The following is a 24,628-nucleotide window of genomic DNA, read 5'->3' on the forward strand; positions in this document are numbered from 1 at the left end:
CCCCCGCGCCAGGACGGGACTCCTGGTCTCGGGGTCCGGCGGGGTCCGAGTGTGGCCTGGGTCACGGAAAGGTCTCGGCGACGACACCGACCCCTTGCCGCGGCACGGCACGTTGCGACGTACCGTCGCCGGTCGTGCTCGTACTGCTCCCGCCCTCGGAGACCAAGTCCCCGGGCGGTGACGGCGCCCCGCTCGACCTCGCCGCACTCTCGACGCCGGAGCTCACCCCGCTGCGCGCCCGGCTGGTCGAGGCGCTGGTCCGGCTCGCCGCCGACCCGCCCGCCGCCCGCGCGGCGCTGGGTCTGTCCGCCGGCCAGGACGCCGAGCTCGCCCGCAACGCCACCCTGTGCACCAGCCCCACCGCGCCGGCGGTCGAGCGCTACACGGGCGTCCTCTACGACACCCTCGCCGTCCGCACCCTGACGCGCGCCCAGCGGGCCCGGGCCGACCGCCGGCTCGCCGTCGGCTCGGCCCTGTTCGGCCTGGTCCGCGCGACCGACGCCATCCCGGCCTACCGGCTCTCCGCCGGCTCCGCGCTCCCCGGGCTGCCCACCCTGCGGACGCTGTGGCGCCCGGTCCTCGGCCCGGCACTCGCGGCCTCCGGGGAGCTCGTCGTCGACCTGCGCAGCGGGGCGTACCAGGCACTGGCCCCGGTCCCGGGCGCGGTCACCGTCGACGTCCTGAGCGAGCGGGGCGACGGCAGCCGCACCGTGGTCAGCCACGCCAACAAGGCGCACAAGGGACGGGTGGCCCGCCTGCTGGCCACGACGACGGCCGAGCCGGACGACGCCGCCCGGGTGCGCACGCTGCTGCGGCGGGCCGGGTTGCACGTGGAACACGACGGGGCCGACGCGCTCACCCTGGTCCTCCCAGCGGCCGCCTGAGGGGCGCGCCGTCACCTCGTGTGACCTTGGCGTTTTTCTCCGTGATCCCTGTTGACCGCAATGGACGTCGCTTACGATGTACGCGGCGTCCGGACCCAACACCGGCCGGGCCGCCGTGTAGAGGAAGTCGGCCGTGGGCCGCGTGAAGGGGTTCGGTGCACGACACGTCTGGGCTCCTGCCCGAGCCCCGGGTCCCGGGTCTGCGCGACGCCGCCGAACTGCTCAAGGCCGACCGTCCCCGCGCCGAGGCCGCCCACCGGCTGCGGTTGCGTGACGCCAGCGTCGTCCTCGACCGCCTCGCGGAGCTCGCCGCCCGGTTGCTCGGCGCCCCGGTCGCCCAGCTGTCCCTCATCGACGACGTCCAGGTGGTCGTCAGCGGCGCCGGGCTGCCACCGGGCACGGTCGGCAGCGAGAACCCGCTCGAGACGACCGCCTGCGCCGTCGCCGCCGCCGAGCGGGCGCCCCTCGTCGTCCCCGACGCCCACGCCGAGCCCCGCGCGGCCGAGCTGCCGCAGGTGGCCTCCGGCGCCGTGGGCGCCTACCTCGGCGTCCCGCTGATCGACTCCGCCGGCCACACGGTCGGCGTCCTGTGCGTCGTGGCCCCGGCCCCGCGGCCGTGGTCGGACAGCGACGTCTCCACCCTGCGCCAGCTCGCCGCGGCCGCCGTCACCGAGCTCGAGCTCGCCGCACTGCGCACCGAGTACGAGAGCGACCGGCTGCGCTGGGGCCTGGCCATCGACGCCGCCGGGATCGGCACGTTCGACTGGGACCTGCACACCGGCGAGCTGACCTGGGACACGCAGCTGATCGAGATGTTCGGGTACACGCCCGAGGACTTCGGCGGCACCATCGAGGACTTCAACGCGCGGGTCCACCCCGACGACCTGCCGCGGGTCACCGACGCGCTGCAGGCCAGCATCGACAGCCGCGGCGACTACGAGGCCGAGTACCGCGTGGTGTGGCCGGGCGGGGAGACCCGCTGGGTGCAGGCGCGCGGCCGCACGCTGACCGACGAGCGCGGCGCGGCGACCCGGGTGCTCGGCGCCGCCTACGACACCACCGCCGAGCGGGCCGCCGGCGTGCGCGTCACCCGGGTGCTCGAGGCCATGCCGGCCGGCTTCTACTCCCTCGACCGCGAGTGGCGGTTCACGCACGTCAACGCCGAGGCCGAGCGGCTGCTGGGCCGCAGCCGCGACGAGCTGCTCGGCCAGGAGCTGTGGACGGCGTTCCCGGCCGCGGTCGCCAGCGCGTTCGAGGAGAACTACCGCGCCGCCGTCCGCACCGGGACGCCGGTCCAGTTCGACGCGCACTACCCCGCGCCGCTCAACGGCTGGTACGAGCTGCGCGCCTGGCCCAGCCCGGAGGGCCTGTCGGTCTACTTCCTCGAGGTCACCGAGCGCCGCCGCGTGCAGGACCGCGCCGAGCGCGCCGCCCAGCGGCTGGCCCTGCTTGCCCAGGTCAGCGCCGAGCTCGCCGGCGCCCTGGACCCCCAGACGGCGACCGGGCACCTGCCGCGGCTGGTGGTGCCGGCGCTCGCCGACTGGTGCATCGTCACCGTCGTCGACCCCGACGGCCGCCCGCGGGACGTCGGGCACTGGCACGCCGTCCCCTCGGCCCGCGCCCTGGTGGAGCGCTACGCCGCGGTCCGGCTCGACGCGATGCCGGCCACCGCGCCGCTCATGCGCGCCCTGCTCACCGGCGAGCCGGTGATGGAGCGCGGCGAGGCGGTGCTCGACCTGCTGGCCGAGGGCGAGGCCCGCGACCTGCTGAGGGCGCTCGCCCCGGAGTCGGCGATCTCGATCCCGCTGCGCGGCCGCGACCGCACGCTCGGCGTGATGACGCTGTTCTGGCGGTCCGGCTGGACGCCGCGCGAGGAGGACCTGGCCACCGCCCAGGACGTCGCCGACCGGGCCGGCCTGGCGCTGGACAACGCCCGCCTCTACGGCCAGCAGCGGGCCCTCGCGGAGGGGCTGCAGCGCAGCCTGCTCACCGAGCCGCCCGAGCCCGACCACGCCCAGATCGCCGTCCGCTACCTGCCGGCCGCCGAGGCCGCACGGGTCGGCGGGGACTGGTACGACGCGTTCCTGCAGCCGGGCGGGGCGACCATGCTGGTCATCGGCGACGTCGTCGGCCACGACACCGAGGCCGCGGCCGCGATGGGGCAGCTGCGGGCCCTGCTGCGCGGCATCGCCACCTACAGCGACGCCGGCCCCGGGGAGGTGCTGCGCGGCCTGGACGCCTCGATGGCCGTGCTGCAGACCCGGGTCCTCGCCACCGCCACCGTCGCCCGCTTCGAGCAGACCGACGACGAGCGGGAGCGCGGCGTCACCCGGATGCGCTGGGCCAACGCCGGGCACCTGCCGCCGCTGGTCATCAACCCCGACGGCAGCGTGGCCGAGCTGGCCACCTGGCGCGGCGACCTGCTGCTCGGCGTCGACCCCGACGCCCGCCGCGAGGAGTCGGTGGTCACCCTCGACCGCGGCGCCACCGTGCTGCTGTTCACCGACGGGCTCATCGAGCGCCGCGACGCCGACCTCGACGCCGGCATGGCCCGCCTGCGCGAGGCGCTGCGCGAGCTCGCCGACCAGCGGCTGGACGGGCTGCTCGACGAGGTGCTGTACCGGCTGGTGGACGGCCGCCCGGAGGACGACGTCGCGCTCGTCGCGGTCCGGCTGCACCCGCAGGACCGGCCGCGCCCGCCCGACGCCGGCCCCAACCGGGTGCCCGACGTCGTCCCCGAGGACCCGGCGAGCCCCTCCTACCGCTGACCACCCCGCCGGATCCGGTCAGGAATCGAGAAGCCCCCGGGACCCGCCCCTCCCTAGCGTCCGTGGCACACCGACCCCGCAGGGCACCAAGGGAGCTGGAGATGCCCACGAAGGACGTCGAGCAGGAGTCCACCGGCTTCACCGCCGAGGAGCGCGCCGCGATGAAGGAGCGCGCCGCCGAGCTCCGCGCCGAGGGGAGGAAGGGCGCGAAGCGGGCCGACGGCCTGCAGGCGGTGCTGGACCGGATCGCGGCCATGGCGCCCGGGGACCGGGCGCTCGCCGAGCGGGTGCACGTGGTGGTCACCACGACCGCCCCACAGCTGGCGCCGAAGACCTGGTACGGCATGCCCGCCTACGCCGACGCGGACGGCAAGGTGGTCGTCTTCTTCCAGGACGCCGGCAAGTTCGGCTCCCGCTACGCGACGCTCGGCTTCAACGACCCCGCGACGCTCGACGACGGCGACCTCTGGCCGGTGTCGTTCGCGCTGACCGGCTGGAGCCCCGCGGTGGAGGAGCGGGTCACCGCCCTGGTGCGCACCGCCACCGCCTGAGCGGCGTCAGTCCCGCTGCCGGTCCCGGCGGACGGTCACCTTCCGGCCCTTGACGGTGCTGGCCCGCAGCGCGGTGATGACCTCCTCGGCGGCGCCGGCGGGCACCTCGACCAGGCTGAACCGCTCGGCGATCTCGATCGCGCCGACGTCGCGGCCGCGCAGCCCGGTCTCCCCCGCGATCGCGCCGACCAGGTCACCCGGGCGGACGCCGGCGCTGCGGCCGGCGCCGATGAACACCCGCTCGGTGTCCCCGCCGCCCGAGCGCGGGCGCGGCGGGCGGCCCTGGCCCCGGTCGCCCCGGTCGCCGTCCCGCCGCGGGCGCTCCGGGCGCAGGGCGACCTCGGGGATCTCCTCGTCGTCGTCCGGACCGGTGGTGGCCTCGTGGGCGAGCTTGACCGCCGCCAGGGCCACCTCCACGACGTCGAACTCGTCGGCGAGCGTCTCGACGACGCCGCGGAACCGCTCGAGGTCGTCGCCGAGCAGGCTCTCCCGCAGCGCGGCGCGGGTCAGCTCCAGCCGGCGGGCCCGCAGGTCGGCGACGGTGGGCACGCGTTCCACGTGGATCGGCGCGCCGGTGACCCGCTCGATCGTCTTGAGCATCCGGTGCGCCCGCGGCTCGACCAGCGTGATCGCCACGCCCTCGCGCCCGGCCCGGCCGACCCGGCCGATGCGGTGCACGTAGGTCTCCGCCGCGGCCGGGACGTCGTAGTTGACGACGTGGGTGAGCTGCTCGACGTCCAGGCCGCGGGCGGCGACGTCGGTGGCGACCAGCAGCTCCGCGGTGCCCGACCGCAGCCGGCCCATCACCCGGTCCCGCTGCTCCTGGCTCATGCCGCCGTGCAGCGCCTCGGCACGGTAGCCGCGGCCGTTGAGCGTCTCGGTGAGGTCGTCGACCTCGTCGCGGGTGCGGCAGAAGACGATGGCCGCCGTCGGGCTCTCGACGTCGAGGACCCGGCCCAGCGCCGCCGGCTTGGCCGCCCGGGCGACGACGAACGCCGTCTGGCGGACCCGCGGCGCCTCGCCCTCCACCGGCACCTCCCGGGCGACCTGGATGCGCAGCGGGTCGCGCAGGTGGCGGCGGGCCATGCTGTCGAGCCGGCGCGGCATCGTGGCGCTGAACAGCACCGTCTGCCGCTCCTCGGGCACCTCGTCCAGCAGCGCCTCGAGGTCCTCGGCGAAGCCCATGTCGAGCATCTCGTCGGCCTCGTCGAGCACCACCGTGGCGACGCCGCCCAGGTGCAGGCTGCCCCGCTGCAGCAGGTCCAGCGCCCGCCCGGGGGTGGCGACGACGACGTCCACCCCGGCCTCCAGGGCCCGCAGCTGGCGCGGGATCGGCTGGCCGCCGTAGACCGGCACCACCCGGGCGCCGAGGTCGCGGCCGTAGCGGTGCAGCGCCTCCGACACCTGGATGGCCAGCTCGCGGGTGGGCACGAGGACCAGGGCCAGCGGATCGCCGCCGGGGCGGTCGTCGGGGAGCCGCTGCAGCACCGGCAGCGCGTAGGCGGCGGTCTTGCCGGTGCCGGTGGCGGCCTGGCCGAGCAGGTCGCGGCCGGCGACCATCGGGGGCACCGCCTCGCGCTGGATCGGGGTGGGCTCCTCGTAACCGAGCCGCGACAGCGCCGCCAGGAGCTCCGGTCGCAGCCCGAGGTCGGCGAAGGTCCCGCCGTCGGGGGCAACCGTCTCGTCGGCCTGCTGCTGGGTGTCCTCGCCGTCCACCCGCCCAGTGTCCGGCACGGCGACCCGGCCCCGGCACGGCACCCCGGCATGGCACCCTCCCCCGGTGACCCCCGCACCCGCCGCCGACGACGACCTCTGCCTGCGCCCGGCGACCGAGCTGGCCGCGCTCGTGCGCGCGCGCGAGGTCTCGGCGCGCGAGCTGCTGGAGGCGCACCTGGCGCGCATCGAGCGGGTCGACCCGCAGGTCAACGCGATCGTCACCCTGGACGCCGAGGGCGCCCGGGCCGCGGCCGACGCCGCCGACGCCGCGCTGGCCGCCGGGGAGGAGGTCGGCCCGCTGCACGGCCTGCCGGTGGCGCACAAGGACACCCACTTCACCGGCGGCATGCGGACCACCTGGGGCTCGCCGCTGCACGCGGACACCGTCCCGGCGCGCGACGAGCTCGTCGTCGAGCGGCTGCGCCGGGCGGGTGCGGTCCGGGTGGGCAAGACCAACGTGCCGGAGTTTGCGGCCGGCTCGCACACGTTCAACCCGCTCTTCGGCGCCACGCACAACCCGTGGCGGCACGGGCTGTCGGCCGGCGGCTCCAGCGGCGGCGCGGCGGCCGCGCTCGCCGCGGGGCTGGTGCCGGTGGCCGAGGGCAGCGACATGGGCGGCTCGCTGCGCAACCCGGCGGCGTTCTGCGGCGTCGTCGGGCTGCGGCCCACGCCCGGGCGGGTGCCGACCTGGCCCGCCGGGCTGGGTTGGGCGACGCTGTCGGTGCAGGGGCCGATGGGCCGCACCGTCGGCGACGTCGCGCTGACCCTGTCGGCGATCGCCGGGCCGGACCCACGGGTGCCGATCGCGCTGTCCGGGGACGGCGCCTCCTTCGCCGCGCCGCGCCCGGCGGAGCTGCGCGGCCTGCGGGTGGCCTGGACGGCGGACCTCGGCGGGCTGGTGCCGGTCGAGCCGGAGGTCACGGCCGCGCTGGCGGGGGCGCCGCGGCTGCTCGAGGCGCAGGGCGCCGTCGTCGAGGAGGCCTGCCCCGACCTGCGCGAGGCCGACGAGGTGTTCGGCACCCTGCGGGCCTGGTTGTTCGAGGCCACCTTCGGCGAGGTGGTGCGCCGCTCGCCGGAGCAGGTGAAGGAGGCCATCCGGCGCAACGCCGCGCGCGGGGCGGCGCTCAGCGGCGCCGACGTCGCCCGGGCCGAGTTCGCGCACACCCGGCTGCACGAGGAGGTGGTCGGCTTCTTCGACCGCTTCGACGTGCTGCTGGCGCCGACCACCCAGGTGCTGCCGTTCCCGGTGGAGCAGGAGTACCCGACCGAGGTCGCGGGCGTGCCGCAGCCGGACTACCTGGGCTGGATGCGCTCCTGCACGCTGGTGTCGGCCACCGGGTGCCCGGCGCTGTCGCTGCCCGGCGGGCACACCGGCGACGGCCTGCCGGTGGGCCTGCAGGTGGTCGCCGCGCCGCGGGCCGACCTGCGCCTGCTGGAGGTGGCCGCCGCGCTCGAGCAGGTGCTCGGGACGCCCCGCCTGCCCGCGCTCTGACGCCGTCTGCAGCTCTCTAGCTCGGGCGCTAGAGAGCCGCAGACGAGGGCAGCGACGGCCTCAGCGCCGGCCGGCGCGGGGCGGCGGCGGGGCGACCGGGGTGTCGGAGGACTCCTCCAGCACGTCGGCGGCCGAGCCGACGATGAGCGGGTCCGGGTCGCCGACGACGTCGCAGTCCTTGTCGTCGTAGTCCAGCCGGCACAGCACGTGCCGCATCGCCTCGAGCCGGGCGCGCTTCTTGTCGTTGCTCTTGATGACCGTCCACGGCGCGTGCTGCGTGTCGGTGTGGAGGAACATCGCCTCCTTGGCCTCGGTGTAGGCGTCCCACTTGCCGAGGCTCGCGAGGTCGGTGGGCGAGAGCTTCCACTGCCGCACCGGGTCGATCTGCCGCACGACGAAGCGGCTGCGCTGTTCCCCGCGGGACACCGAGAACCAGAGCTTGAACAGCAGGACGCCGCTGTCGACGAGCATCCGCTCGAACTCCGGCGCGTCCTGCAGGAACTGCCGGTACTGCTCGTCGGTGCAGTAGCCCATCACCCGCTCGACGCCGGAGCGGTTGTACCAGGACCGGTCGAACATCACGATCTCGCCGGCCGCGGGCAGGTGCTGCACGTAGCGCTGGAAGTACCACTGCGTCTGCTCGCGCTCGGACGGCTTGTCCAGCGCCACCACCCGCGCCCCGCGGGGGTTGAGGTGCTCGGTGAACCGCTTGATCGTGCCGCCCTTGCCCGCGGCGTCCCGCCCCTCGAAGACGATGACCAGCTTCTGTCCGGTCTCCTTGACCCAGCTCTGCATGTGCAGCAGCTCGATCTGCAGGCGGCGCTTCTCGATCTCGTACTCCCGGCGCTCCATGCGTTCGGTGTAGGGATAGCCCTCGCGCCAGGTCTCGACCCGCAGCCCGTCGGGGCCGAACAGCTCGCGGTCGTCGTCCCAGTCCTCGTCGCTGTCCTCGTCGGGCAGGGCGTTGAGCCGCCAGCGGCTCAGGTCGAGGACCTCGGCCTCCTTCGGCGCCTCGGTGGTGCCGGGAGGGTCACCTCCCCGGTCCTGCACGGCCTGGTCCTGCACGGCCTGGTCCTGCACGGCCTGGTCCTGCGCGGGCTCGCGGTCGACGGCGGTGTCGGGCTGCACGGGGTCCCCCTCCCGGGTCGGTCACGTCCGTGACCGGCCGTACCCCACCCTGGACCGGGCACGCCCGGGGCGCGACGGGGCGGGCGCCCCGGACTCGAGCACGTGCGCGACGGCGTACTCGGCGAGCGCGGCCAGCGCCCGCGCGTCGCGGCCGGGCGCGAGCGCGGGCAGCAGGTGGACCTCGACGACGCCGCCGTCCACCTCGCGGACGGCGACCGGGCAGACGGCGGCCTGCGCGTCGACGGCGGGCGCGAGCGCGCGGGCGCGGAACCGGCCGGGGTCCTCCCCCTCCGCCGGGCCGCCGGGGTGCGCGTTGACCGTGCCCCCGGCGCGCAGCAGGGCCGTGACCTCGGCGCGGACGGCGCCGCTGCCGTCGTCGACCAGGAGCCCGCCGCGGCGGGCGAGCCCGCGCAGCAGCGGGGTGCCGGCCAGCGCGGCGTCGACCACCGGGGTGCCGGGGACGACGGTGGCCAGGGCGAGGACGTCGGTCCAGCCGGCGGCGTTGGCGACGACGAGGCGGGGGCCGCGCGGCCACGCAACGGCCGGGTTGACCACCCGCACGCGGAGGCCCTGCGCCATGAGCAGGTCGGCGGCGGTGCACACCCGCAGCCGCTGCTGTCGGCGCCGGCCGCCCCAGGTCGCGGTGGCGGCGCGGACGGCGGTGCGGGCGAGCACCGGGGTCATCGCGGTGCGGGCGGGGGACGGGGTGCCGTGGTCCACGGGGTCCTCCAGGTCGCGGGACGGGTGTCCGCGCGCCAGGGTCCGGGCACCGGGTGTCCGCCGGGTGACGCCGGTGCGGAGGTCCCGCGACGGTCCGGGGAACCCCTCCGCAGCGGGGCCCGGGACCGGCAGCCGCCGGCCCCGGGCCCCGGGGGTGGTGCGCTCAGCGGCGGCGCAGACCCCGCAGGGTCCGGACGGCGACCAGCAGCTCCGGCAGCTCGTGCCGGTCGCCGGCGGCGATGTCGGCCAGCTGCGCCGCGGCCCGCCGCTGGGCGGGGTCCCAGCCCTCCACCCAGCCCGCGACCAGGGCGGTGGCGTCGTCGCCGCTCCCCCGCCCGGCCAGGACCTCGACGGCGAGCTCGGCCTGCTCGGCGGCCAGGTCGTCGCGCAGCGCGGCGCGGGCCATCGAGGGCCACCGCCGGTCCCGGGGCAGCGCCGTCACGAGCTCCCGCAGCGGCACCAGGGACAGCCGCTCGGCCAGCTCCTCCGTGACCCGGCCGGCCAGCTCGATCGGCGCGCCGGTGCGCTCGGCGACGACGGCCACGTCGAGCGCCGCCGGCAGCAGCGGCGCGGCCGCCAGCTCCCCGGCGAGCTCGGCCGGGACGCCCGCGGCCTGCAGCCGCCGCGCCCGCTCGGCGTACGCGGCCGCCTCGTGGCCCAGCAGCCACCCCGGGAGGCCGGCCCGCACCGCCGCCACGGGGGCGGCGAACCGCTCGGTGACGGCGGCGATCCCCGCCGCGGGGGAGGCGCCGATCTCGGGCAGCCGCAGCAGCCAGCGTGCCGCCCGCTCGGCCAGCCGGGTCGCCTCGGTGCGCAGCTCCACCTGCACCGGCGCGGGCACGCGGTTGTCCAGCGGCCGGACCGCGTCCCACAGCCGGTCGACGTCGAACACCGCGCGGGCCACCGCGTGCGCCCGGACGACGGCGGCGAGGTCGAGCCCGCTCTCCTCGGCCAGCCGGAACAGCCCGGTCACCCCGGCCGTGTTGACCGCCCGGTTGGTCAGCGCGGTGGCGACGATCTCGCGGCTCAGCGGGTGGGCCTCGACCGCGTCGGGGAACCGCTCCCGCAGCGGGGCCGGGAAGTAGTCGCGCAGCAGGCGGGCCAGCGCGGGGTCGTCGGGCAGGTCGGAGGCGAGGACGGCGTCGCCCGCCTCGAGCTTGGCGTAGGCCAGCAGCACCGACAGCTCGGGGCTCGTCAGCGCGTGCCCGTCGCGGCGCCGCTGGGCGAGCGCCCGGTCGTCGGGCAGCGCCTCGACCGCGCGCACCAGCCGTCCCGAGCGCTCCAGCGCCCGGATGAACCGCTCGTGCGCGTCGAGCAGGCTGCGCGCGGAGTTCACCTCGACGGCGAGCGCGGCGTTCTGCGCGTGGTTGTCGGTGAGGACGGCCGCGGCGACCTCCTCGGTCATGTCGGCCAGCAGCGCGGCGCGGCCGTCGGCGTCGAGCACGCCGGCCTCCACCACCTCGTTGAGCGCGATCTTGATGTTCACCTCGTGGTCGGAGGTGTCCACGCCCGCGGAGTTGTCGATGGCGTCGGTGTTCACCCGGCCGCCGGCCAGCGCGTACTCCACCCGCCCGCGCTGGGTGAGGCCGAGGTTGCCGCCCTCCCCCACCACGCGCACGCGCAGCTGGTGGCCGTCGACGCGGACGGCGTCGTTGGCCTTGTCGCCGACGTCGAGGTGGCTCTCGGTCGCGGCCTTGACGTAGGTGCCGATGCCGCCGTTGAACAGCAGGTCGACCGGCGCGAGCAGCACCGCGCGGATCAGCTCGACCGGCGAGAGCGTGTCGACGTCGGCGTCGAGGCCGAGCGCGGCCCGCATCGGCTCGCTGACCGGGACCGCCTTCGCCGTCCGCGGCCACACGCCGCCGCCCGCGCTGATCAGCGCGGGGTCGTAGTCGGCCCACGACGAGCGCGGCAGGTCGAACAGCCGCCGGCGTTCGGCGTACGACGTCGCGGCGTCGGGGGTGGGGTCGACGAACACGTGCCGGTGGTCGAAGGCGGCCACCAGCCGGATGTGCTCGGACAGCAGCATCCCGTTGCCGAAGACGTCGCCGCTCATGTCGCCGACGCCGACGACGGTGAACTCCTGGCTCTGCACGTCCACGCCGAGCTCGCGGAAGTGGCGGGTCACCGACTCCCAGGCGCCGCGGGCGGTGATGCCCATGGCCTTGTGGTCGTAGCCGACCGAGCCGCCGGAGGCGAAGGCGTCGCCGAGCCAGAACCCGCGCTCGAGCGCGACGGCGTTGGCGATGTCGGAGAAGGTCGCCGTCCCCTTGTCCGCGGCGACGACGAGGTAGGCGTCGTCGCCGTCGTGGCGGACCACCCGCTCCGGCGGCACGACCTTCCCGCCCACCAGGTCGTCGGTGAGCGACAGCAGCGCGCCGATGAACAGCCGGTAGCAGGCCTGGCCCTCGGCCAGGACCTCCTCGCGGGAGGCGCCCTCCGGCGGCGGGTTGCGGACGACGAAGCCGCCCTTGGCGCCGGTGGGCACGATGACGGTGTTCTTCACCATCTGGGCCTTGACCAGGCCGAGGACCTCGGTGCGCAGGTCCTCGCGGCGGTCGGACCAGCGCAGCCCGCCGCGGGCCACCGCGCCGAAGCGCAGGTGCACGCCCATCACCCGCGGGGAGCTGACGAACACCTCGCGGGCCGGGCGCGGCTCGGGCAGGTCGGGGACCGTGCGGCAGTCGAGCTTGATCGCCAGCGGCCCGCCCGCGTAGTAGGTGGTGCGCTGGGTGGCGAGGACGGCGGCCAGCAGGCTGGTGAGCACGCGGTCGGCGTCGAGGGTGTCGACCCGGCCGATCGCCTCGCGCAGCGACGCGGCCAGCGCCTCCTGCCGGGTGGCCCGGCCGGCCTCGCGACCGGGCGAGAACCGCGTCTCGAACAGCGCCACCAGCCGCGCGACGACGTCCGGGTGGGCGGCCAGCGTCGTCTCCACGTAGCGCTGGCCGAAGGGCAGCCCGGCCTGGCGCAGCCACTGCACGTAGGCACGCACGACCGTCACCTGCCGCCAGTTGAGCCCGGCCAGCAGCACCAGCGCGCCGAGGCCGTCGTCCTCGGCGTCGCCGCGCCACACCGCGGCGACCGCCTCGGTGAACCGCTCGGGCAGCGAGCCGGGGAAGGGCAGCTCCCCGCCGGGGGCGGTGAGCCCGAAGTCGTAGATCCAGGCCGGCGGGGCGCCGATCCGGTCGATCTCGTAGGGCCGCTCGTCGACGACGTCGACGCCCATGTGCTGCAGCACCGGCAGCACGTCGGACAGCAGCAGCCGCTCCCCCACCCGGTAGACGGTCAGCCGCGGCTCGGTGGCGTCGGCCCCGCGGGGGCGGCGCAGCCGCAGGCCGAGCTCGCCGGGCGGCAGCGCGTCCAGCCGGGCGAGGTCCTCGACGGCCGCCGTCGCCGGGAAGTCCTCCTGGTAGGCGGCCGGGAAGGCGTCGGCCACGCGGGCCAGCACCTGCTCGGCGTCGGCGCCGTACCGCTCGGCGAGCGCGCCGGACAGGTCGTCGGTCCAGCTGCGGGCGACCGCCGCGAGCTCCTGCTGCAGCGCCTCGGCGTCGACGTCGGGCAGCGCCGGCGTCCCGCCCCGGCCCACCGGCAGCCGGACGACGAAGTGCAGCCGGGCCAGCACCGACTCGGTGGACCGGGCGGTGAACTCGATGTCCCGGCCGCCCAGGCGGGACAGCAGCAGCTGCTGCATCGCCAGCCGCACCTCGGTCGTGTAGCGGTCGCGCGGCAGGTAGACCAGCGCCGACCAGAACCGGCCGTAGGGGTCACGGCGCAGGAACAGCCGGGTCTGCCGGCGCTCCTGGAGGTAGAGCACGGCCAGCGCCACCGGCAGCAGCTCGGCGGCCGGTGCCTGGAACAGCTCGTCGCGCGGGAGGGTGTCCAGGACGTCGACCAGCGTCTTGCCGGTGTGGCTGTCGGCCGGCACGCCGGAGCCCTCGACCACCTCGGCGACGCGGCGGCGGACCAGCGGCACGTCGCGCACGTTCGCCGCGGCGGCCGCGGAGGGGAACAGCCCGACCAGCCGGTGCTGGCGGGCGGGGCGGTGGCCGTCGGCGGGCTCGGTCACCGCGACCAGGTCCAGCCAGGCGCGCCGGTGCACCGTCGAGCGGATGTCGGCCTTGGTGACGGTGAGCAGCGCGGGACCCAGCGGGCCGGCCGCCTCCGGCAGCGCCGTCGCGGTGTCGCTGCGCAGGACGCCCAGGCCGGTGCCGGGCAGGGCGCGCACGGCGGACCCGACCTCGACCTCGCGGGCGCCGAGGAAGACGAAGTTGCCGTCGGCCAGCCAGCGCAGCAGGGCCGCGGCCTCGGCGGGGTCGTCGGCCGGGTCGGCGGTGTCGGCGCCGCCGCGCTCCTCCAGCCGGGTGGCCAGCTCCAGCGCGCGGGCGGCGGTGCGCGGGGCGTCCTCGTCGACGGCGCGGACGTCGGCGAGCACGGTGCGCAGCCCGGCGACCAGGTCACCGGCGGCCTCGTCGTCGAGCGGGCCGTCCAGGACGGCGGCCATCCACGACTCGGCCAGCGCGTCGGGGCCGCAGCGGGCCACGGCCGTGCCCGGGCTGTCGCAGAAGGCCTTCAGCACGCCGGAGACGTCACGCCGGACGACGACCACGGGGTGCACGACGTGCTGCAGCCCCACGCCCTGCCGGACCACCTCGGCGGTCACCGAGTCGACGAGGAACGGCATGTCGTCGGTGACGACGAGCAGCAGCCCGCGCCCGTCGGCCAGCCGCTCGACGACGACGGTGGCCGCGCCCTGCGCCCGGACACCGGCCAGCCGGAGGTGGCGCAGCGCCAGCCCGGCGAGGTCCGCCGGTTCGTGCCCGAGGACCTCGGCGGCCGGCTCGCTCCAGTAGTAGCGCTGCAGCAGGGCCGGGAGGTCGCCGGGGCCGCACCCGGCGGGCAGGCCGGGCCCGTCGTCGGCGTCGGCGGCGGCGCGCGCGGCCTCGGCGAGCAGCGCCCGCTTCTCCTCGTTGGCGGCCTCGAGGGCGACCAGTCCCGCCGGGACCTCGTCCTCCGGGCGGTCGGGGACGACGGTGTCCACGCCGGTGGTGCTCATGTCCGGCGACGCTAACCCGCTCAGGGCCCCCTCGTCAGCGCGACGCGGCCGCCGTGCGGGGCGACGTGCTGGAACGGCCCCGCTGCAGGGGCCCGCCGCGAGGTCGCGAGCGGTGGGGGGCAGCGGGGTCCTCCGTCAGCGGTCGAGCAGCTGGTCGGCGGCCCAGCTGACGACGGCGAGGACCAGCCCGCCGAGGATCGCGGTGCCGAACCCGTCGATCGACAGCCGGTCCGACAGCGCGGCGGTGAGGCCGAGCAGCGCGGCGTTCACGACCAGCAGGAACAGCCCGAGGGTCAGCAGGATCGCCGGGAGGGACAGCAGCCGCAGGAGCGGCCCGACCACCGCGTTGACGACGGCGAACAGCAGCGCCACCCAGAGGAAGGTGCCACTGACGCCGAGCGCACCGTTCTCGTTGCCGTCGATCTGGATGCCCGGCAGCAGCCGCGTGAGGCCGTAGAAGGCCAGGGCCATGACGACGACCTTGAGCGCGAACCTGATCACGCACCCACGCTAGTGGCCGGACCTGGCAGTCCCCTGGCTCTGCACCCTTCTACCGGTCTCTGGCGTCGACGCTAGAGAGTCGTAGACCGGCCTCGACGTGCGTGCGGACGCGCCCGCGCGGGCACCCATGTCGGTGAGGTGGTGTGCCGTGGTGGACCGGCTGGTGGTCGTGGGCGCGTCCGCGGGAGGCATGGAGCCCCTGCGGCGGCTGCTGGCGGCGCTGCCTGCCGGCCTGCCGGCCGCCGTGGCCGTCGTCCTGCACCTGTCCCCCACCGGGGACAGCCGGCTGCCGGAGCTGCTGTCCCGGGCCGGTCCGCTGCCTGCGCGGCACCCCACCGAGGGCGGGGCCCTGGTGCCGGGGCAGGTCGTCGTCGCACCCCCCGACCGGCACCTGGTCGTGCGCGACGGCCGGGTGCACCTCACGCGGGGACCGCGGGTCAACCGGCAGCGGCCGGCGGTCGACGTGCTCTTCCGCAGCGCCGCCGTCTCCCGCGGCGCGGGCGTGGTCGCCGTCGTCCTGTCCGGCGCGCTCGACGACGGCGCACTCGGTGCGGCCGCGGTCGCCGCGCAGGACGGCCGGGTGCTGGTGCAGGACCCCGCCGAGGCCCGCGTGTCCGCCATGCCCCGGGCGACGCTGGCCGTCGTGCGCCGCGCCCGCGCGGCCCCCGCCGCCGAGCTGGGGCCGCTGGTCGCCGAGCTGGTCGGCACCCCCCTTCCCCTCGCGCCCGCCGCCGGCGCCCCGTCCGACGAGAGGAGTCCGCAGATGGCCGGCGGACCGACAGCCGTCACCGCCCTGGGGGTCCCCGCTGCCCTCGGCTGCCCCGAGTGCCAGGGCGGCATGTTCGAGAGCACCGCCGACGGGTCGGTGAACTGGACCTGCCACGTCGGCCACGCGTGGTCGGCGCAGAGCCTGCTCGAGGCGCAGCGCCAGGCCGTCGAGGGCGCGGTCTACAACGCGGCGTCGAAGCTGCTGGAGATCGCGTCGGTGCACCGCCGGCTGGCCGAGCTCGACGGGACCGGTGACCGGGACGAGCACCTGCGCGCGGCCGAGCGGGCCGAGGCGCGGGCCGCCCAGGTCCGCGGCGAGGCCGACGGCGGCTGACCGGCGGTCAGGACGCGGGCGTCTGCGTGTAGAGCGCGAGCCGCCAGCGGTCGCCGTCGCGGACGTACAGGCTGCTCATCGTCCCCGTGAACGGCGGCTCCTGATCGTGCCGCCAGGCCCGGCCGGTGTAGACCAGCGCCGCCGCGCCCGCCCCGGCGTGCACCAGCCGGACGTCGTCGAGCTCGTAGCGCAGCCACGGCGGGGAGGCACCCAGCGCGGCGACGACGGCGGCGCGGTCCATCACCGTCCCGTCCGCGAGCACCATCAGGCCGTCGTCGGCCATCACCTCGCCGTAGAAGTCCCCGCCGGTCGCGTCGCACAGGGCGTCCCAGCCCCGCCGCTCGAGGGTGAGGAGCTCGGTCTGCACCTCGTCGTGCACGCGGTCGTCCAGTCGGTCGTCCATGCGCGCCACCCTGGCGTCGCCGCCGTCCGCCGTCGACCCTCCGCGACACGCGCTACACCGTTCTACCGATCTCTACGGCGAGGGCTAGACGAGGCCATACGGTGCTCGACGTGGACCCCGTCCGGAACCCCTACGCCCCCGGCGCCGGGCAGCGCCCGCCCGAGCTGGCCGGCCGCGACGACGAGCTGTCGGCCTTCGACGTCGTCCTGGAACGGATCGCCCGCGGCCGGCCCGAGCGGTCGCTGGTGCTCACCGGGCTGCGCGGCGTGGGCAAGACGGTGCTGCTCAACCAGCTCCGCTCGGCGGCGATCGGCCGCGGCTGGGGCACCGGCAAGATCGAGGCGCGGCCGGACCAGTCGCTGCGCCGGCCGGTCTCCTCGGCGCTGCACATGGCGCTGCGCGAGCTGCGCCACCCCGACCAGGAGTCGATGGACGCCGTCCTCGGGACGCTCAAGGCCTTCGCCCAGCGGCTGGCCCCGTCCGACGCCAAGCTGCGCGACCGCTGGCAGCCGGGCATCGACGTGCCCGCCACCACCGGCCGGGCCGACTCCGGCGACATGGAGATCGACCTGGTCGAGCTGCTCAGCGACGCCGCGGGGCTCGCCGCCGACGTCGGCAAGGGCGTGGCGCTGTTCATCGACGAGATGCAGGACGTGCAGGCCCCCGACGTCTCGGCCATCTGCGCCGCCTGCCACGAGCTGTCGCAGCAGGGCGCGCCGCTGATCGTCGTCGGCGCCGGGCTCCCCCACCTGCCGGCGGTGCTGTCGGCGTCGAAGAGCTACTCCGAGCGGCTGTTCCGCTACCTGCGCATCGACCGGCTGGACCGGTCCGCCGCCGACCGCGCGCTGCTGGCGCCCGCCGAGCGCGAGGAGGTCACCTTCGAGCCGGCCGCCCTCGACGCCCTCTACGCGGCCGCCGACGGCTACCCGTACTTCGTGCAGGCCTACGGCAAGGTCACCTGGGACGTCGCGGCCGCCTCCCCCATCACCGCCGACGACGTCGCGATGGCCGCACCGGTCGCCGAGGCCGAGCTGGCCGTCGGGTTCTTCGGCTCCCGCTACGACCGCGCCACCCCGGCCGAGCGCGAGTACATGCACGCGATGGCCGGGCTCGGCGGTCCCGCCGGCACCCCGGTGGCGACGTCGGAGGTGGCCGCGACCCTGGGCCGCAAGCCGGCGTCGCTGTCCCCGGCGCGCGACTCGCTGATCAAGAAGGGGCTGGTCTACTCCGCCGAGCGCGGGCAGATCGCCTTCACCGTCCCCCACTTCGGCCGCTACCTGCTGCGCCAGCCCGACTGAGGGAGGACCCCCTCGCCCCCCACGCCTCGCTCCGCCCGGCCCGGGACCCTGCGAGGGGGCCGCCTGCGTCAAGCGGGCCGCAGGAAGCCGTCCAGGTCGGCGGCGAGGGCCTGCGGGCACTCCCAGTTCGGGCAGTGGCCGGTGCCCTCGTGGACCAGCAGCCGGGCGTCGGGGAGCGCGGCCAGGAGCCGGTCCTGCTGCCCGCGGTCGAACAGCGCGTCGCGGTCGCCCCACACCAGCAGCGTCGGCGCGAGGACCGCCCCGAGCCGGTCGCGGTCGTCGACGGCGACCATCTCCTCCCAGGCGTCCCGGTAGACGTACCCCGGCGCCCGGCGGCTCTCCGCGACCAGCGCGTCGAAGAACGCCGGCTCCACCGGCCGGTACACCGCGCTCGCGGCGAACTCCCGCACGAAGCCCTCGGGGACGTCGTCGGGCAGGTCGGCGATCGCCGTCCGCACCTCCGCCGCCAGCCGGTCGCCCACCCGGTCGGCCGAGTCGACGAGCACCATCCGGTCGACCAGCCCGGGGTGCTCCTCGGCCACCCGCCGCACCACGAAGCTGCCGTGGGAGTGGCCCACCAGGTGCGCGCGCCCGATCCCCAGCACGCCGCACAGCGCCACCAGGTCCTCGGCGAGCCGGTCCATCGTGTAGCCGGCCCGGGGGTGGTCGGACCCGCCGAACCCGCGCTGGCTGTAGGCGAGGACGCGCAGCCGCGGGTCCAGGTGCGGGAGGACGCGGCTCCAGGAGACCCAGGAGTCGGGCCAGCCGTGGACGAGGACGACGACCGGCCCGCCGGGGTCCCCCTGCTCCACGGTCTCCAGCCGCAGCCCGCCCGGGAGCGTCACGGTGCGCGGGCGGAGGGTCTGCGTCGTCCCGGACACGGGGCCTCCCCGGAGCCGTCCCCCCGCACCGCCACGGTAGGGGCGGGGCCCTCCCCGCGGGCCGGTCCGGTGCAGCGGAAATCGCCGTGTCCGCCGCACCGGGACGGTTGCGGGCGGCAACCGCGGGCAGGGAGCAGCCCGTGCCCGACGTCGTCGAAGCCGGTCTGTGGGGTCTGCTGGGCGGCGCCGCCCTCGTCCTCGGGGCGCTGGTCGCCTGGTTCGTGCGCGTGCCGCAGACGGTGATCGCCTCGGTCATGGCCTTCGGCTCCGGCGTGCTCATCTCCGCCGTCGCCTTCGACCTCATGGAGGAGGCCGCCGACACCGGCGGGCTGGGCCCCACCGCGGTCGGCTTCCTCGGCGGCGCGGTGGCCTACCTCGCCGCGAACGCCGCACTGGCCCGGCGCGGCGCCCGGCACCGCAAGCGGTCGGGCGGGGCGGGCACCGAGCAGCAGCCGTCGGAGGACGAGCAGGGCGGCAGCGGAGCGGCGATCGCGGTCGGCGCGCTGCTCGACGGCGTCCCGGAGTCGGTGGTCCTCGGGCTCGGCCTGCTCGGCGGCGGCGCGGTGAGCGCGCCGGTGCTGGCCGCGGTCTTCATCTCCAACGTCCCCGAGGGCCTGTCCAGCGCCGCCGGCATGAAGGCCAGCGGGCGGCCGGCCGGCTACGTCTTCGGGGTCTGGGGCGGCATCGCGGTGGCCAGCGGCCTGGCCGCGCTGGTCGGCTACGCGGCCCTGGGCGGCGCCCCGCCCGAGGCGATCGCCGTCATCACCGCCGTCGCGGCCGGCGCCATCCTCACGATGATCGCCGACACGATGATCCCGGAGGCCTTCGAGCGGACCCGCACGTGGACCGGCCTGATCACCACCACCGGGTTCCTGGTCGCCTTCGCGATCGAGCGGCTCGGCGCGTGAGCGGGCAGGGTGGGCCCGTGGCAGAGGCACGCGACCCCGTCCAGATCAGCGTCCCCGTCGACGGCGGCGAGCTGTCGGCCCTGCACTGGGCCGCCGACGCCCCGGGCTCCCCCATCGCCGTGCTGGTCCACGGCATCACCGCCAACGCGATGGCCTGGGCCCGGGTGGCGGCCGCGCTGGCCGGCGAGTTCGAGGTCGTCGCCCCCGACCTGCGCGGGCGGGCCGGCTCGGCCGGGCTGCCCGGCCCCTACGGCCTCGAGCGGCACGCCCGGGACGTCGCCACCCTGCTCGACCGGTTCGGCGCCGACGACGACGCCGGGGCCGACGCCACCGTGCTCGTCGGCCACTCGATGGGCGCGTTCGTCGCCGCGCTGGCCGCGGCGGGCCCGGCCCGCGACGAGGTGCACGGCCTGGTCCTGGTCGACGGCGGGCCGGCCCTCGCCCAGCCCCCGGGCGCCGACGTCGACGCGATGCTCTCCGCCGTCCTCGGCCCGTCGCTGGACCGGCTGTCGATGTCGTTCCCCGACCTCGCCGCCGTGCGCGCGTTCTGGGCGCGGCACCCCGCCGTCGGCCCGTGGGTGGACGTGCCGTCGGTGGCCGCCTACCTCGCCCGCGACCTCGCCCCCGGCGGGCCGCCGCTGCGCAGCGCCTGCGTGCCCGAGGCGGTCCGCGTCGACGGCGGGGACGTGCTGCTCAACGAGCGCGTGCTCGAGGCGACCACCGCCCTGCCGGTGCCCGCCACGCTGCTGTGGGCCACGCGCGGCCTGCTCGACCAGACCCCCGGCCTCTACGACGAGGTGCGCCTGGCCTCGCTCGGGCTGGAGCCGGCCGGGATCACCGCGCGCGAGGTGCCCGGCACCAACCACTACTCGCTGCTGTGGGCCGACGAGGGCGTCGCGGCGATCGCGGACGAGGTCCGGGCGGCCGCCGCCCGCGTCTAGGCCGGGCGGCCGAGCAGCGGCGGCAGCACCTCGGGGCCGGCCTCGTCCGGGCGCTCCCCGCCCACCGGGTGCGCCCGGACGGCGAGCACCGCGACGTCGTCCTCGGCGCCCTCGCCGAGCATGCTGGCCAGCAGCCCGTCGCACAGGCCGGCGAGCGAGGAGCCGGCCGCGGCCCCGACCAGCCGGCGGAGCTCCTCGCGGCTCTCGTCGAGCGGGACGCCGCGCCGCTCGAACAGCCCGTCGGTGAACAGCAGCAGCGTGCTGTCCGGCGGGATGACCTCGTGCCCGTCGGCGCGCGGGCCGCGCCAGCCGATCCCCAGCGGCGGGCCGACCGGCGCGGACAGGTCGCGGACGGTCCCGTCGGGCAGCAGCAGCATCGGCTCGGGGTGGCCCGCGGTGGCCCAGCGCAGCCGGCGCAGCCCCACGGCCGCCTCGGCCGGGGTCTGCTCGACCCGGCACACCAGCGCGGTGGCCATCGCGGGCACGGCGAGGCCGACCAGGGCGTGGTCGACCCGCCGCAGCACCCCGGCGGGCTCCTCCAGCCGGTCGAAGGCGATCGCGCGGACCAGCGTCTTGACCTGCCCCATGGCCGCGGCGGCCTCGATGTCGTGGCCCATGACGTCGCCGATCACCAGCACGGTGTCGCCGTCGGGCTGCAGGAAGGCGTCGTACCAGTCGCCGCCGATGGACACCCCGCGGGTGGCCGGCCGGTAGCGGACGGCGAGCTCGAGGTGGTCGGGCTGCACCGGCGGGGACAGCAGGCTGTGCTGCATCCGCTCGGCCACCTGCTGGGCGGCGCTGGCCAGCCGGGCGTTGTCCAGCGCCAGGGCGGCCCGCCGGGAGGCGATCTCGGCGGTGCGCAGCTCGGCGTCGGTGTGCGGCCCCCGCTCGAACCCGTTGACCAGCGTGAACGCGCCGAACACCTCGCCGCGGGCGAGCAGCGGGAAGGTGGCGACGGCGGACACCCGCAGCGGCGCCAGGGCGTCGCGGCTGGCCTCGTCGGCGACCATGACGCGGACGTCGTCGTCGGTGAGGTGCGGGATGACCACCGGCCGGCCGCTGGCCAGCGCCGTGGGCACCGGTGCGGTGGGCCGGTTGCTGCGCACCCGCAGGTCGGCGTAGCGGTGCATGGCCGGGACCATCGCCGGGTCGCTGTGCGCGCGGCCGACGTCGCGGCGGGTGCCGTCGGGGTCGACGACGCTGACCAGGCACCAGTCGGCCAGCAGCGGCACGACCAGGTCCGCGAACCGGGCGACGGCCTCGTCGACGTCGGTGGTCGACGTCATCGCCTGGCTGATGTCGCCGAGCAGCACCAGGTGCCGGGCCGAGACCTCGGCCCGCGCCGCCGCCGCGGCCGCCTCCGCGGCGGCGGTCTCGCGGGCCGCGACGGCCGCGGCACGCTCCTCCTCGGCGCGCCGGCGCTGCGTCACGTCGTCGTAGGTGACCACCAGGCCCGCCTCGGTGAGGAACGCGTCGGCGCGGAACCACCGGCCCAGCGGGGCGAAGAAGGCCTCGGTGGAGCCGGACTCGCCGGTCGCCCGGACGTGCCGGTACAGCTCCTCGAACGGGCCCCCCACCGCCTCCGGGAACTCCTCCCAGATGCCCCGGCCCTGCAGCCCCGCTGCGGTGCGCTCGAGCACCCCGGCCCCGGCGGGGTTGACGTAGCGGAACCGCCAGCCGGCGTCGAGGACGAACAGCGGCCGGTCCATGCCCTCCACGGCCTGGACGAGCAGGTCACGGGGCGGCGGGGCGGCGCCGTCCGGGGTCATGCGCCCATGCTGCCGCATCCGGGGGGCCGGCCCGCCTGCGGTCCCCCGTCGTGGGGACGGGTCCGGAGCGGGCCGGTTGGCAGCGCGACCGGGTCGCGGAACGATCAGGACGGGCCCGTGGCGTCCGGCGTCGTGCGCCGGTGCGGGCGGCCGGCGAGGAGGAGGTGCGGGCATGGCCGATCCGCTGCCGGACCCGCCCGCCGGTCCGGGAGCGGGGTGGCGGCGGGAGGCCGGTCCCCTGCCGGGTCCCCAGCCGACCGTCCCCCTCGCCCGCCGCGTGCCCGATCCCACGGCCCTCGCCGCCCTGGTGGACCGGCTGCCGGCCGCCGTCCTCGCGCTCGACCCGGCGGGGCGGCTGACCTGGCTCAACGCCGCCGCGGCACGCCTGCTGGGCGGCACCGCCGCCGCGCTGACCGGCCGGCCGCTGGACGACGGCACGCCGGGCAGCACCGGCCACGTCCTGGCCCAGGCCTGCTCGGAGGCCGCCGCCACCGGCGACTCGGTGACCGTCGCCGCCGGCGGGGACGGCTGGTACGAGGTGCGGGCCCTGCCCGGGCCGGAGGGGCTCGCGGTGACGGTCACCGACGTCTCCGCCCGGCGCGCGGTGCAGGAGCGGGCCGACCGCGCCGCGGCCCGCGCGACGCTGCTGGTGCGGGTCAGCGGGGAGCTCTCGGGCGCGCTCGACGGCGTCTCGGCGCTGGGCCGGCTGGCGCGGCTGGTGGTGCCGGTGCTCACCGACGGCTGCGTGGTCACCGTCGTCGACCGGGAGGGCCGCGCCCGCGACGTCGGCTCCTGGCACGCCGACCCCGAGCGCCGCGAGCTGCTGGCCCGCTACACCCGGGTGCGGCTGGAGCGCATGCCGCCGTCCTCCCCCGTCGCCCGGGCGCTGCGCGCGGGCACGCCGCTGACCACCTCCGTCGCCGACGTCCTCGCGGAGATGACCGACGAGGCGACGCGGGAGATGCTGCGCGGCCTGCGCGCGGAGTCGGTGGTGGTCCTCCCCCTGCCCGCCGAGTCGCGGACCGTCGGGGTGCTCACCCTCTACCTCGACGCCGGCCGCGAGCTGGGCGAGGCCGACCTCGCCACCGCGCGGGCGGTCGCGGTGCAGGCCGGCCGCGCGGTGGACCGGGTCGGGCGGCAGAGCCGGCAGATCCAGCTGGCCGAGGCGCTGCAGCGCAGCCTGCTCACCGACCCGCCCGCGTTCCCCGGCCTGGAGGTCGCGGTGCGGTACGTGCCGGCGGCCGAGGCGGCGCGGGTGGGCGGGGACTGGTACGACGCCTTCTCCTCCCCCACCGGCGACCCGATCCTGGTGATCGGCGACGTCGTCGGCCACGACACCGCGGCCGCGGCGACGATGGGGCAGCTGCGCGGCCTGCTGCGGGGGATCGCGCACGCCCGTCGCGCCGGCCCCGCCGGGGTGCTGCGCGGCCTGGACGAGGCCATGGCGGACGTGCACCCGGACACGCTGGCCACGGCCGCGGTCGCCCGGCTGGAGGACGGCGGCCGGCGGCTGCGGTGGGCCAACGCCGGGCACCCGCCCCCGGTGCTGCTCCTGCCCGGCGGCCGGGTGGTCGCGCTCGACCACGGCGACCCGATCGGCGACCTGGCGCTGGGCGTGGACGCGACGGCCGAGCGGCGCGAGTCGGCGGTCCGCCTCGCGCCGGGGACGACGGTGCTGCTGCACACCGACGGGCTGGTCGAGCGGCGCGGCAGCACGCTGGACGCGGACACCGCCCGGCTGCACCGCGTGCTGGCCGGGCTCGCCGGCCGGCCCCTGCCCCGGCTGTGCGACGAGCTGCTCGCGCGCCTGGTGCCGGGCCCGCCCGAGGACGACGTCGCGCTGCTCGCGGTGACCGTCGCGGGCTGAGCCGCGATCCGGCTCACCCCGCGGAGGCGGGTGGGCACCGCCAGGATTGGGCCGCTGGCCGACTGGGCACGGAATCCCCGTCCGAGAACCAGGACGACGACGGAGAAGAGGTCATGGGCCGACTGACCTGGCCGCTGCGCCCGCTGCCCAACGGGCGCGGCGAGCTGTGGCGCCGGGACCTCGGGGGCCTCGCCGAGCTGCCCGCGGCGCGCGCCGGGCTCCGCGACCACCTGAGCACCATCGGCTTCCCGCGCGACCCCGACGACCCCGCGGCCGACCGGATGATCCTGGCCTTCGACGAGCTGGCCTCCAACGCGCTGCGGCACGGCGTCTCGCCGGTCGTCGCGACGGTGGTGGCCGGGTCCGGGGGCTGGCTGCTCGACGTGAGCGACCGCGACCCCGACACGATGCCGGCGCCCGCGGTCGGCCGGGACCCCGCGCACGGCGGGCTGGGCCTGTACCTGGTGGCGCGGCTGTCGGTGGCCCACGGCTGGTACGTCGACGACGGCTGCAAGCACGTGTGGGCCTGCCTGCCGACGACCTTCGAGGAGTGCGCGGTCACCGCGTCCTGAGACGTGAGCGCGCCCGGGGCGGCGGGGACGGTGGTCCCTGCGCCGCCCCGGGGCGGTCGGTGCGGGGCTCGCCG

General features: G+C 77.2%; 18 protein-coding genes. 10 read left to right on the forward strand and 8 right to left on the reverse strand.

The window, feature by feature from the left end; translation table 11 throughout:
- Window positions 1-134 precede the first annotated feature (134 nt).
- From yaaA to ACI798_RS07625, 3 genes are all read left to right on the forward strand, one after another.
- Window positions 135-884: a peroxide stress protein YaaA gene (gene yaaA, locus ACI798_RS07615; RefSeq protein WP_457047610.1), complete on the forward strand. Its 750-nt coding sequence runs from the start codon at window positions 135-137 to the stop codon at window positions 882-884.
- Window positions 885-1,039: 155 nt separating this feature from the next.
- Window positions 1,040-3,652 (forward strand): SpoIIE family protein phosphatase, encoded by a 2,613-nt coding sequence (locus tag ACI798_RS07620; protein WP_457047611.1) that lies wholly within the window; start codon window positions 1,040-1,042, stop codon window positions 3,650-3,652.
- Window positions 3,653-3,753: 101 nt separating this feature from the next.
- Entirely contained in the window at window positions 3,754-4,203 is a 450-nt protein-coding gene (locus tag ACI798_RS07625) for an iron chaperone (protein WP_456942039.1), read from the forward strand.
- Between the two features lie 6 nt (window positions 4,204-4,209).
- Here the strand turns inward: ACI798_RS07625 and ACI798_RS07630 are convergent, their stop codons facing one another.
- Window positions 4,210-5,919 (reverse strand): DEAD/DEAH box helicase, encoded by a 1,710-nt coding sequence (locus ACI798_RS07630; RefSeq protein WP_456942038.1) that lies wholly within the window; start codon window positions 5,917-5,919, stop codon window positions 4,210-4,212.
- Between the two features lie 64 nt (window positions 5,920-5,983).
- On the opposite strand from ACI798_RS07630, the gene ACI798_RS07635 reads away from it, so the two are divergent.
- Window positions 5,984-7,411, forward strand: a complete 1,428-nt coding sequence (locus ACI798_RS07635; protein ID WP_457047612.1) for an amidase — start codon at window positions 5,984-5,986, stop codon at window positions 7,409-7,411.
- Between the two features lie 60 nt (window positions 7,412-7,471).
- Here ACI798_RS07635 and ppk2 read toward each other — a convergent pair whose 3' ends face one another.
- The 4 genes from ppk2 to ACI798_RS07655 all read right to left on the reverse strand — a co-directional run bounded on the left by ppk2 (window position 7,472) and on the right by ACI798_RS07655 (window position 14,813).
- On the reverse strand, window positions 7,472-8,539 hold the full coding sequence (ppk2, locus tag ACI798_RS07640) for a polyphosphate kinase 2 (protein ID WP_457047613.1): 1,068 nt from the start codon (window positions 8,537-8,539) through the stop codon (window positions 7,472-7,474).
- A 21-nt stretch (window positions 8,540-8,560) separates the two neighbouring features.
- On the reverse strand, window positions 8,561-9,259 hold the full coding sequence (locus ACI798_RS07645; protein ID WP_456942035.1) for a hypothetical protein: 699 nt from the start codon (window positions 9,257-9,259) through the stop codon (window positions 8,561-8,563).
- Window positions 9,260-9,422: 163 nt separating this feature from the next.
- Entirely contained in the window at window positions 9,423-14,312 is a 4,890-nt protein-coding gene (locus ACI798_RS07650) for an NAD-glutamate dehydrogenase (protein WP_457047614.1), read from the reverse strand.
- 135 nt (window positions 14,313-14,447) lie between these two features.
- Window positions 14,448-14,813, reverse strand: a complete 366-nt coding sequence (locus ACI798_RS07655; RefSeq protein ID WP_456942033.1) for a phage holin family protein — start codon at window positions 14,811-14,813, stop codon at window positions 14,448-14,450.
- 148 nt (window positions 14,814-14,961) lie between these two features.
- On the opposite strand from ACI798_RS07655, the gene ACI798_RS07660 reads away from it, so the two are divergent.
- On the forward strand, window positions 14,962-15,915 hold the full coding sequence (locus tag ACI798_RS07660; RefSeq protein ID WP_456942032.1) for a chemotaxis protein CheB: 954 nt from the start codon (window positions 14,962-14,964) through the stop codon (window positions 15,913-15,915).
- A gap of 7 nt (window positions 15,916-15,922) precedes the next feature.
- Here ACI798_RS07660 and ACI798_RS07665 read toward each other — a convergent pair whose 3' ends face one another.
- Window positions 15,923-16,318, reverse strand: a complete 396-nt coding sequence (locus ACI798_RS07665) for a nuclear transport factor 2 family protein (RefSeq protein ID WP_456942031.1) — start codon at window positions 16,316-16,318, stop codon at window positions 15,923-15,925.
- Between the two features lie 110 nt (window positions 16,319-16,428).
- Here ACI798_RS07665 and ACI798_RS07670 point away from each other — a divergent pair, with 110 nt between their 5' ends.
- A complete protein-coding gene (locus ACI798_RS07670) occupies window positions 16,429-17,616 on the forward strand; it encodes an AAA family ATPase (protein WP_456942030.1) in 1,188 nt (395 codons plus the stop codon).
- Window positions 17,617-17,684: 68 nt separating this feature from the next.
- Here the strand turns inward: ACI798_RS07670 and ACI798_RS07675 are convergent, their stop codons facing one another.
- A complete protein-coding gene (locus ACI798_RS07675; protein WP_457047615.1) occupies window positions 17,685-18,497 on the reverse strand; it encodes an alpha/beta fold hydrolase in 813 nt (270 codons plus the stop codon).
- Window positions 18,498-18,637: 140 nt separating this feature from the next.
- On the opposite strand from ACI798_RS07675, the gene ACI798_RS07680 reads away from it, so the two are divergent.
- Window positions 18,638-19,405 (forward strand): ZIP family metal transporter, encoded by a 768-nt coding sequence (locus tag ACI798_RS07680; RefSeq protein WP_456942028.1) that lies wholly within the window; start codon window positions 18,638-18,640, stop codon window positions 19,403-19,405.
- A gap of 17 nt (window positions 19,406-19,422) precedes the next feature.
- Window positions 19,423-20,346 carry an alpha/beta fold hydrolase gene (locus tag ACI798_RS07685; protein ID WP_457047616.1) on the forward strand — a complete coding sequence of 308 codons (924 nt, stop codon included), beginning with the start codon at window positions 19,423-19,425 and terminating at the stop codon, window positions 20,344-20,346.
- Here ACI798_RS07685 and ACI798_RS07690 read toward each other — a convergent pair.
- On the reverse strand, window positions 20,343-22,115 hold the full coding sequence (locus ACI798_RS07690) for a SpoIIE family protein phosphatase (RefSeq protein ID WP_456942026.1): 1,773 nt from the start codon (window positions 22,113-22,115) through the stop codon (window positions 20,343-20,345). The two genes, ACI798_RS07685 and ACI798_RS07690, sit on opposite strands and share 4 nt — an antisense overlap.
- A 172-nt stretch (window positions 22,116-22,287) precedes the next feature.
- Here ACI798_RS07690 and ACI798_RS07695 point away from each other — a divergent pair, with 172 nt between their 5' ends.
- Together ACI798_RS07695 and ACI798_RS07700 are read left to right on the forward strand one after the other, a co-directional pair.
- Entirely contained in the window at window positions 22,288-23,982 is a 1,695-nt protein-coding gene (locus tag ACI798_RS07695; RefSeq protein WP_457047617.1) for a SpoIIE family protein phosphatase, read from the forward strand.
- A 113-nt stretch (window positions 23,983-24,095) separates the two neighbouring features.
- Window positions 24,096-24,554: an ATP-binding protein gene (locus ACI798_RS07700; RefSeq protein ID WP_456942024.1), complete on the forward strand. Its 459-nt coding sequence runs from the start codon at window positions 24,096-24,098 to the stop codon at window positions 24,552-24,554.
- The last annotated feature ends 74 nt before the right edge of the window (window positions 24,555-24,628 follow it).

Source organism: Geodermatophilus sp. SYSU D01045, assembly GCF_054050295.1.

What these genes read in the sequence shown, in the direction of transcription:
- ACI798_RS07625 (WP_456942039.1), top strand. Translation starts at nt 3,754, where the DNA reads ATGCCCACGAAGGACGTCGAGCAGGAGTCCACCGGCTTCACCGCCGAG.
- ACI798_RS07650 (WP_457047614.1), bottom strand. Translation starts at nt 14,312, where the DNA reads ATGAGCACCACCGGCGTGGACACCGTCGTCCCCGACCGCCCGGAGGAC.
- ACI798_RS07665 (WP_456942031.1), bottom strand. Translation starts at nt 16,318, where the DNA reads ATGGACGACCGACTGGACGACCGCGTGCACGACGAGGTGCAGACCGAG.
- ACI798_RS07690 (WP_456942026.1), bottom strand. Translation starts at nt 22,115, where the DNA reads ATGACCCCGGACGGCGCCGCCCCGCCGCCCCGTGACCTGCTCGTCCAG.
- ACI798_RS07695 (WP_457047617.1), top strand. Translation starts at nt 22,288, where the DNA reads ATGGCCGATCCGCTGCCGGACCCGCCCGCCGGTCCGGGAGCGGGGTGG.
- ACI798_RS07700 (WP_456942024.1), top strand. Translation starts at nt 24,096, where the DNA reads ATGGGCCGACTGACCTGGCCGCTGCGCCCGCTGCCCAACGGGCGCGGC.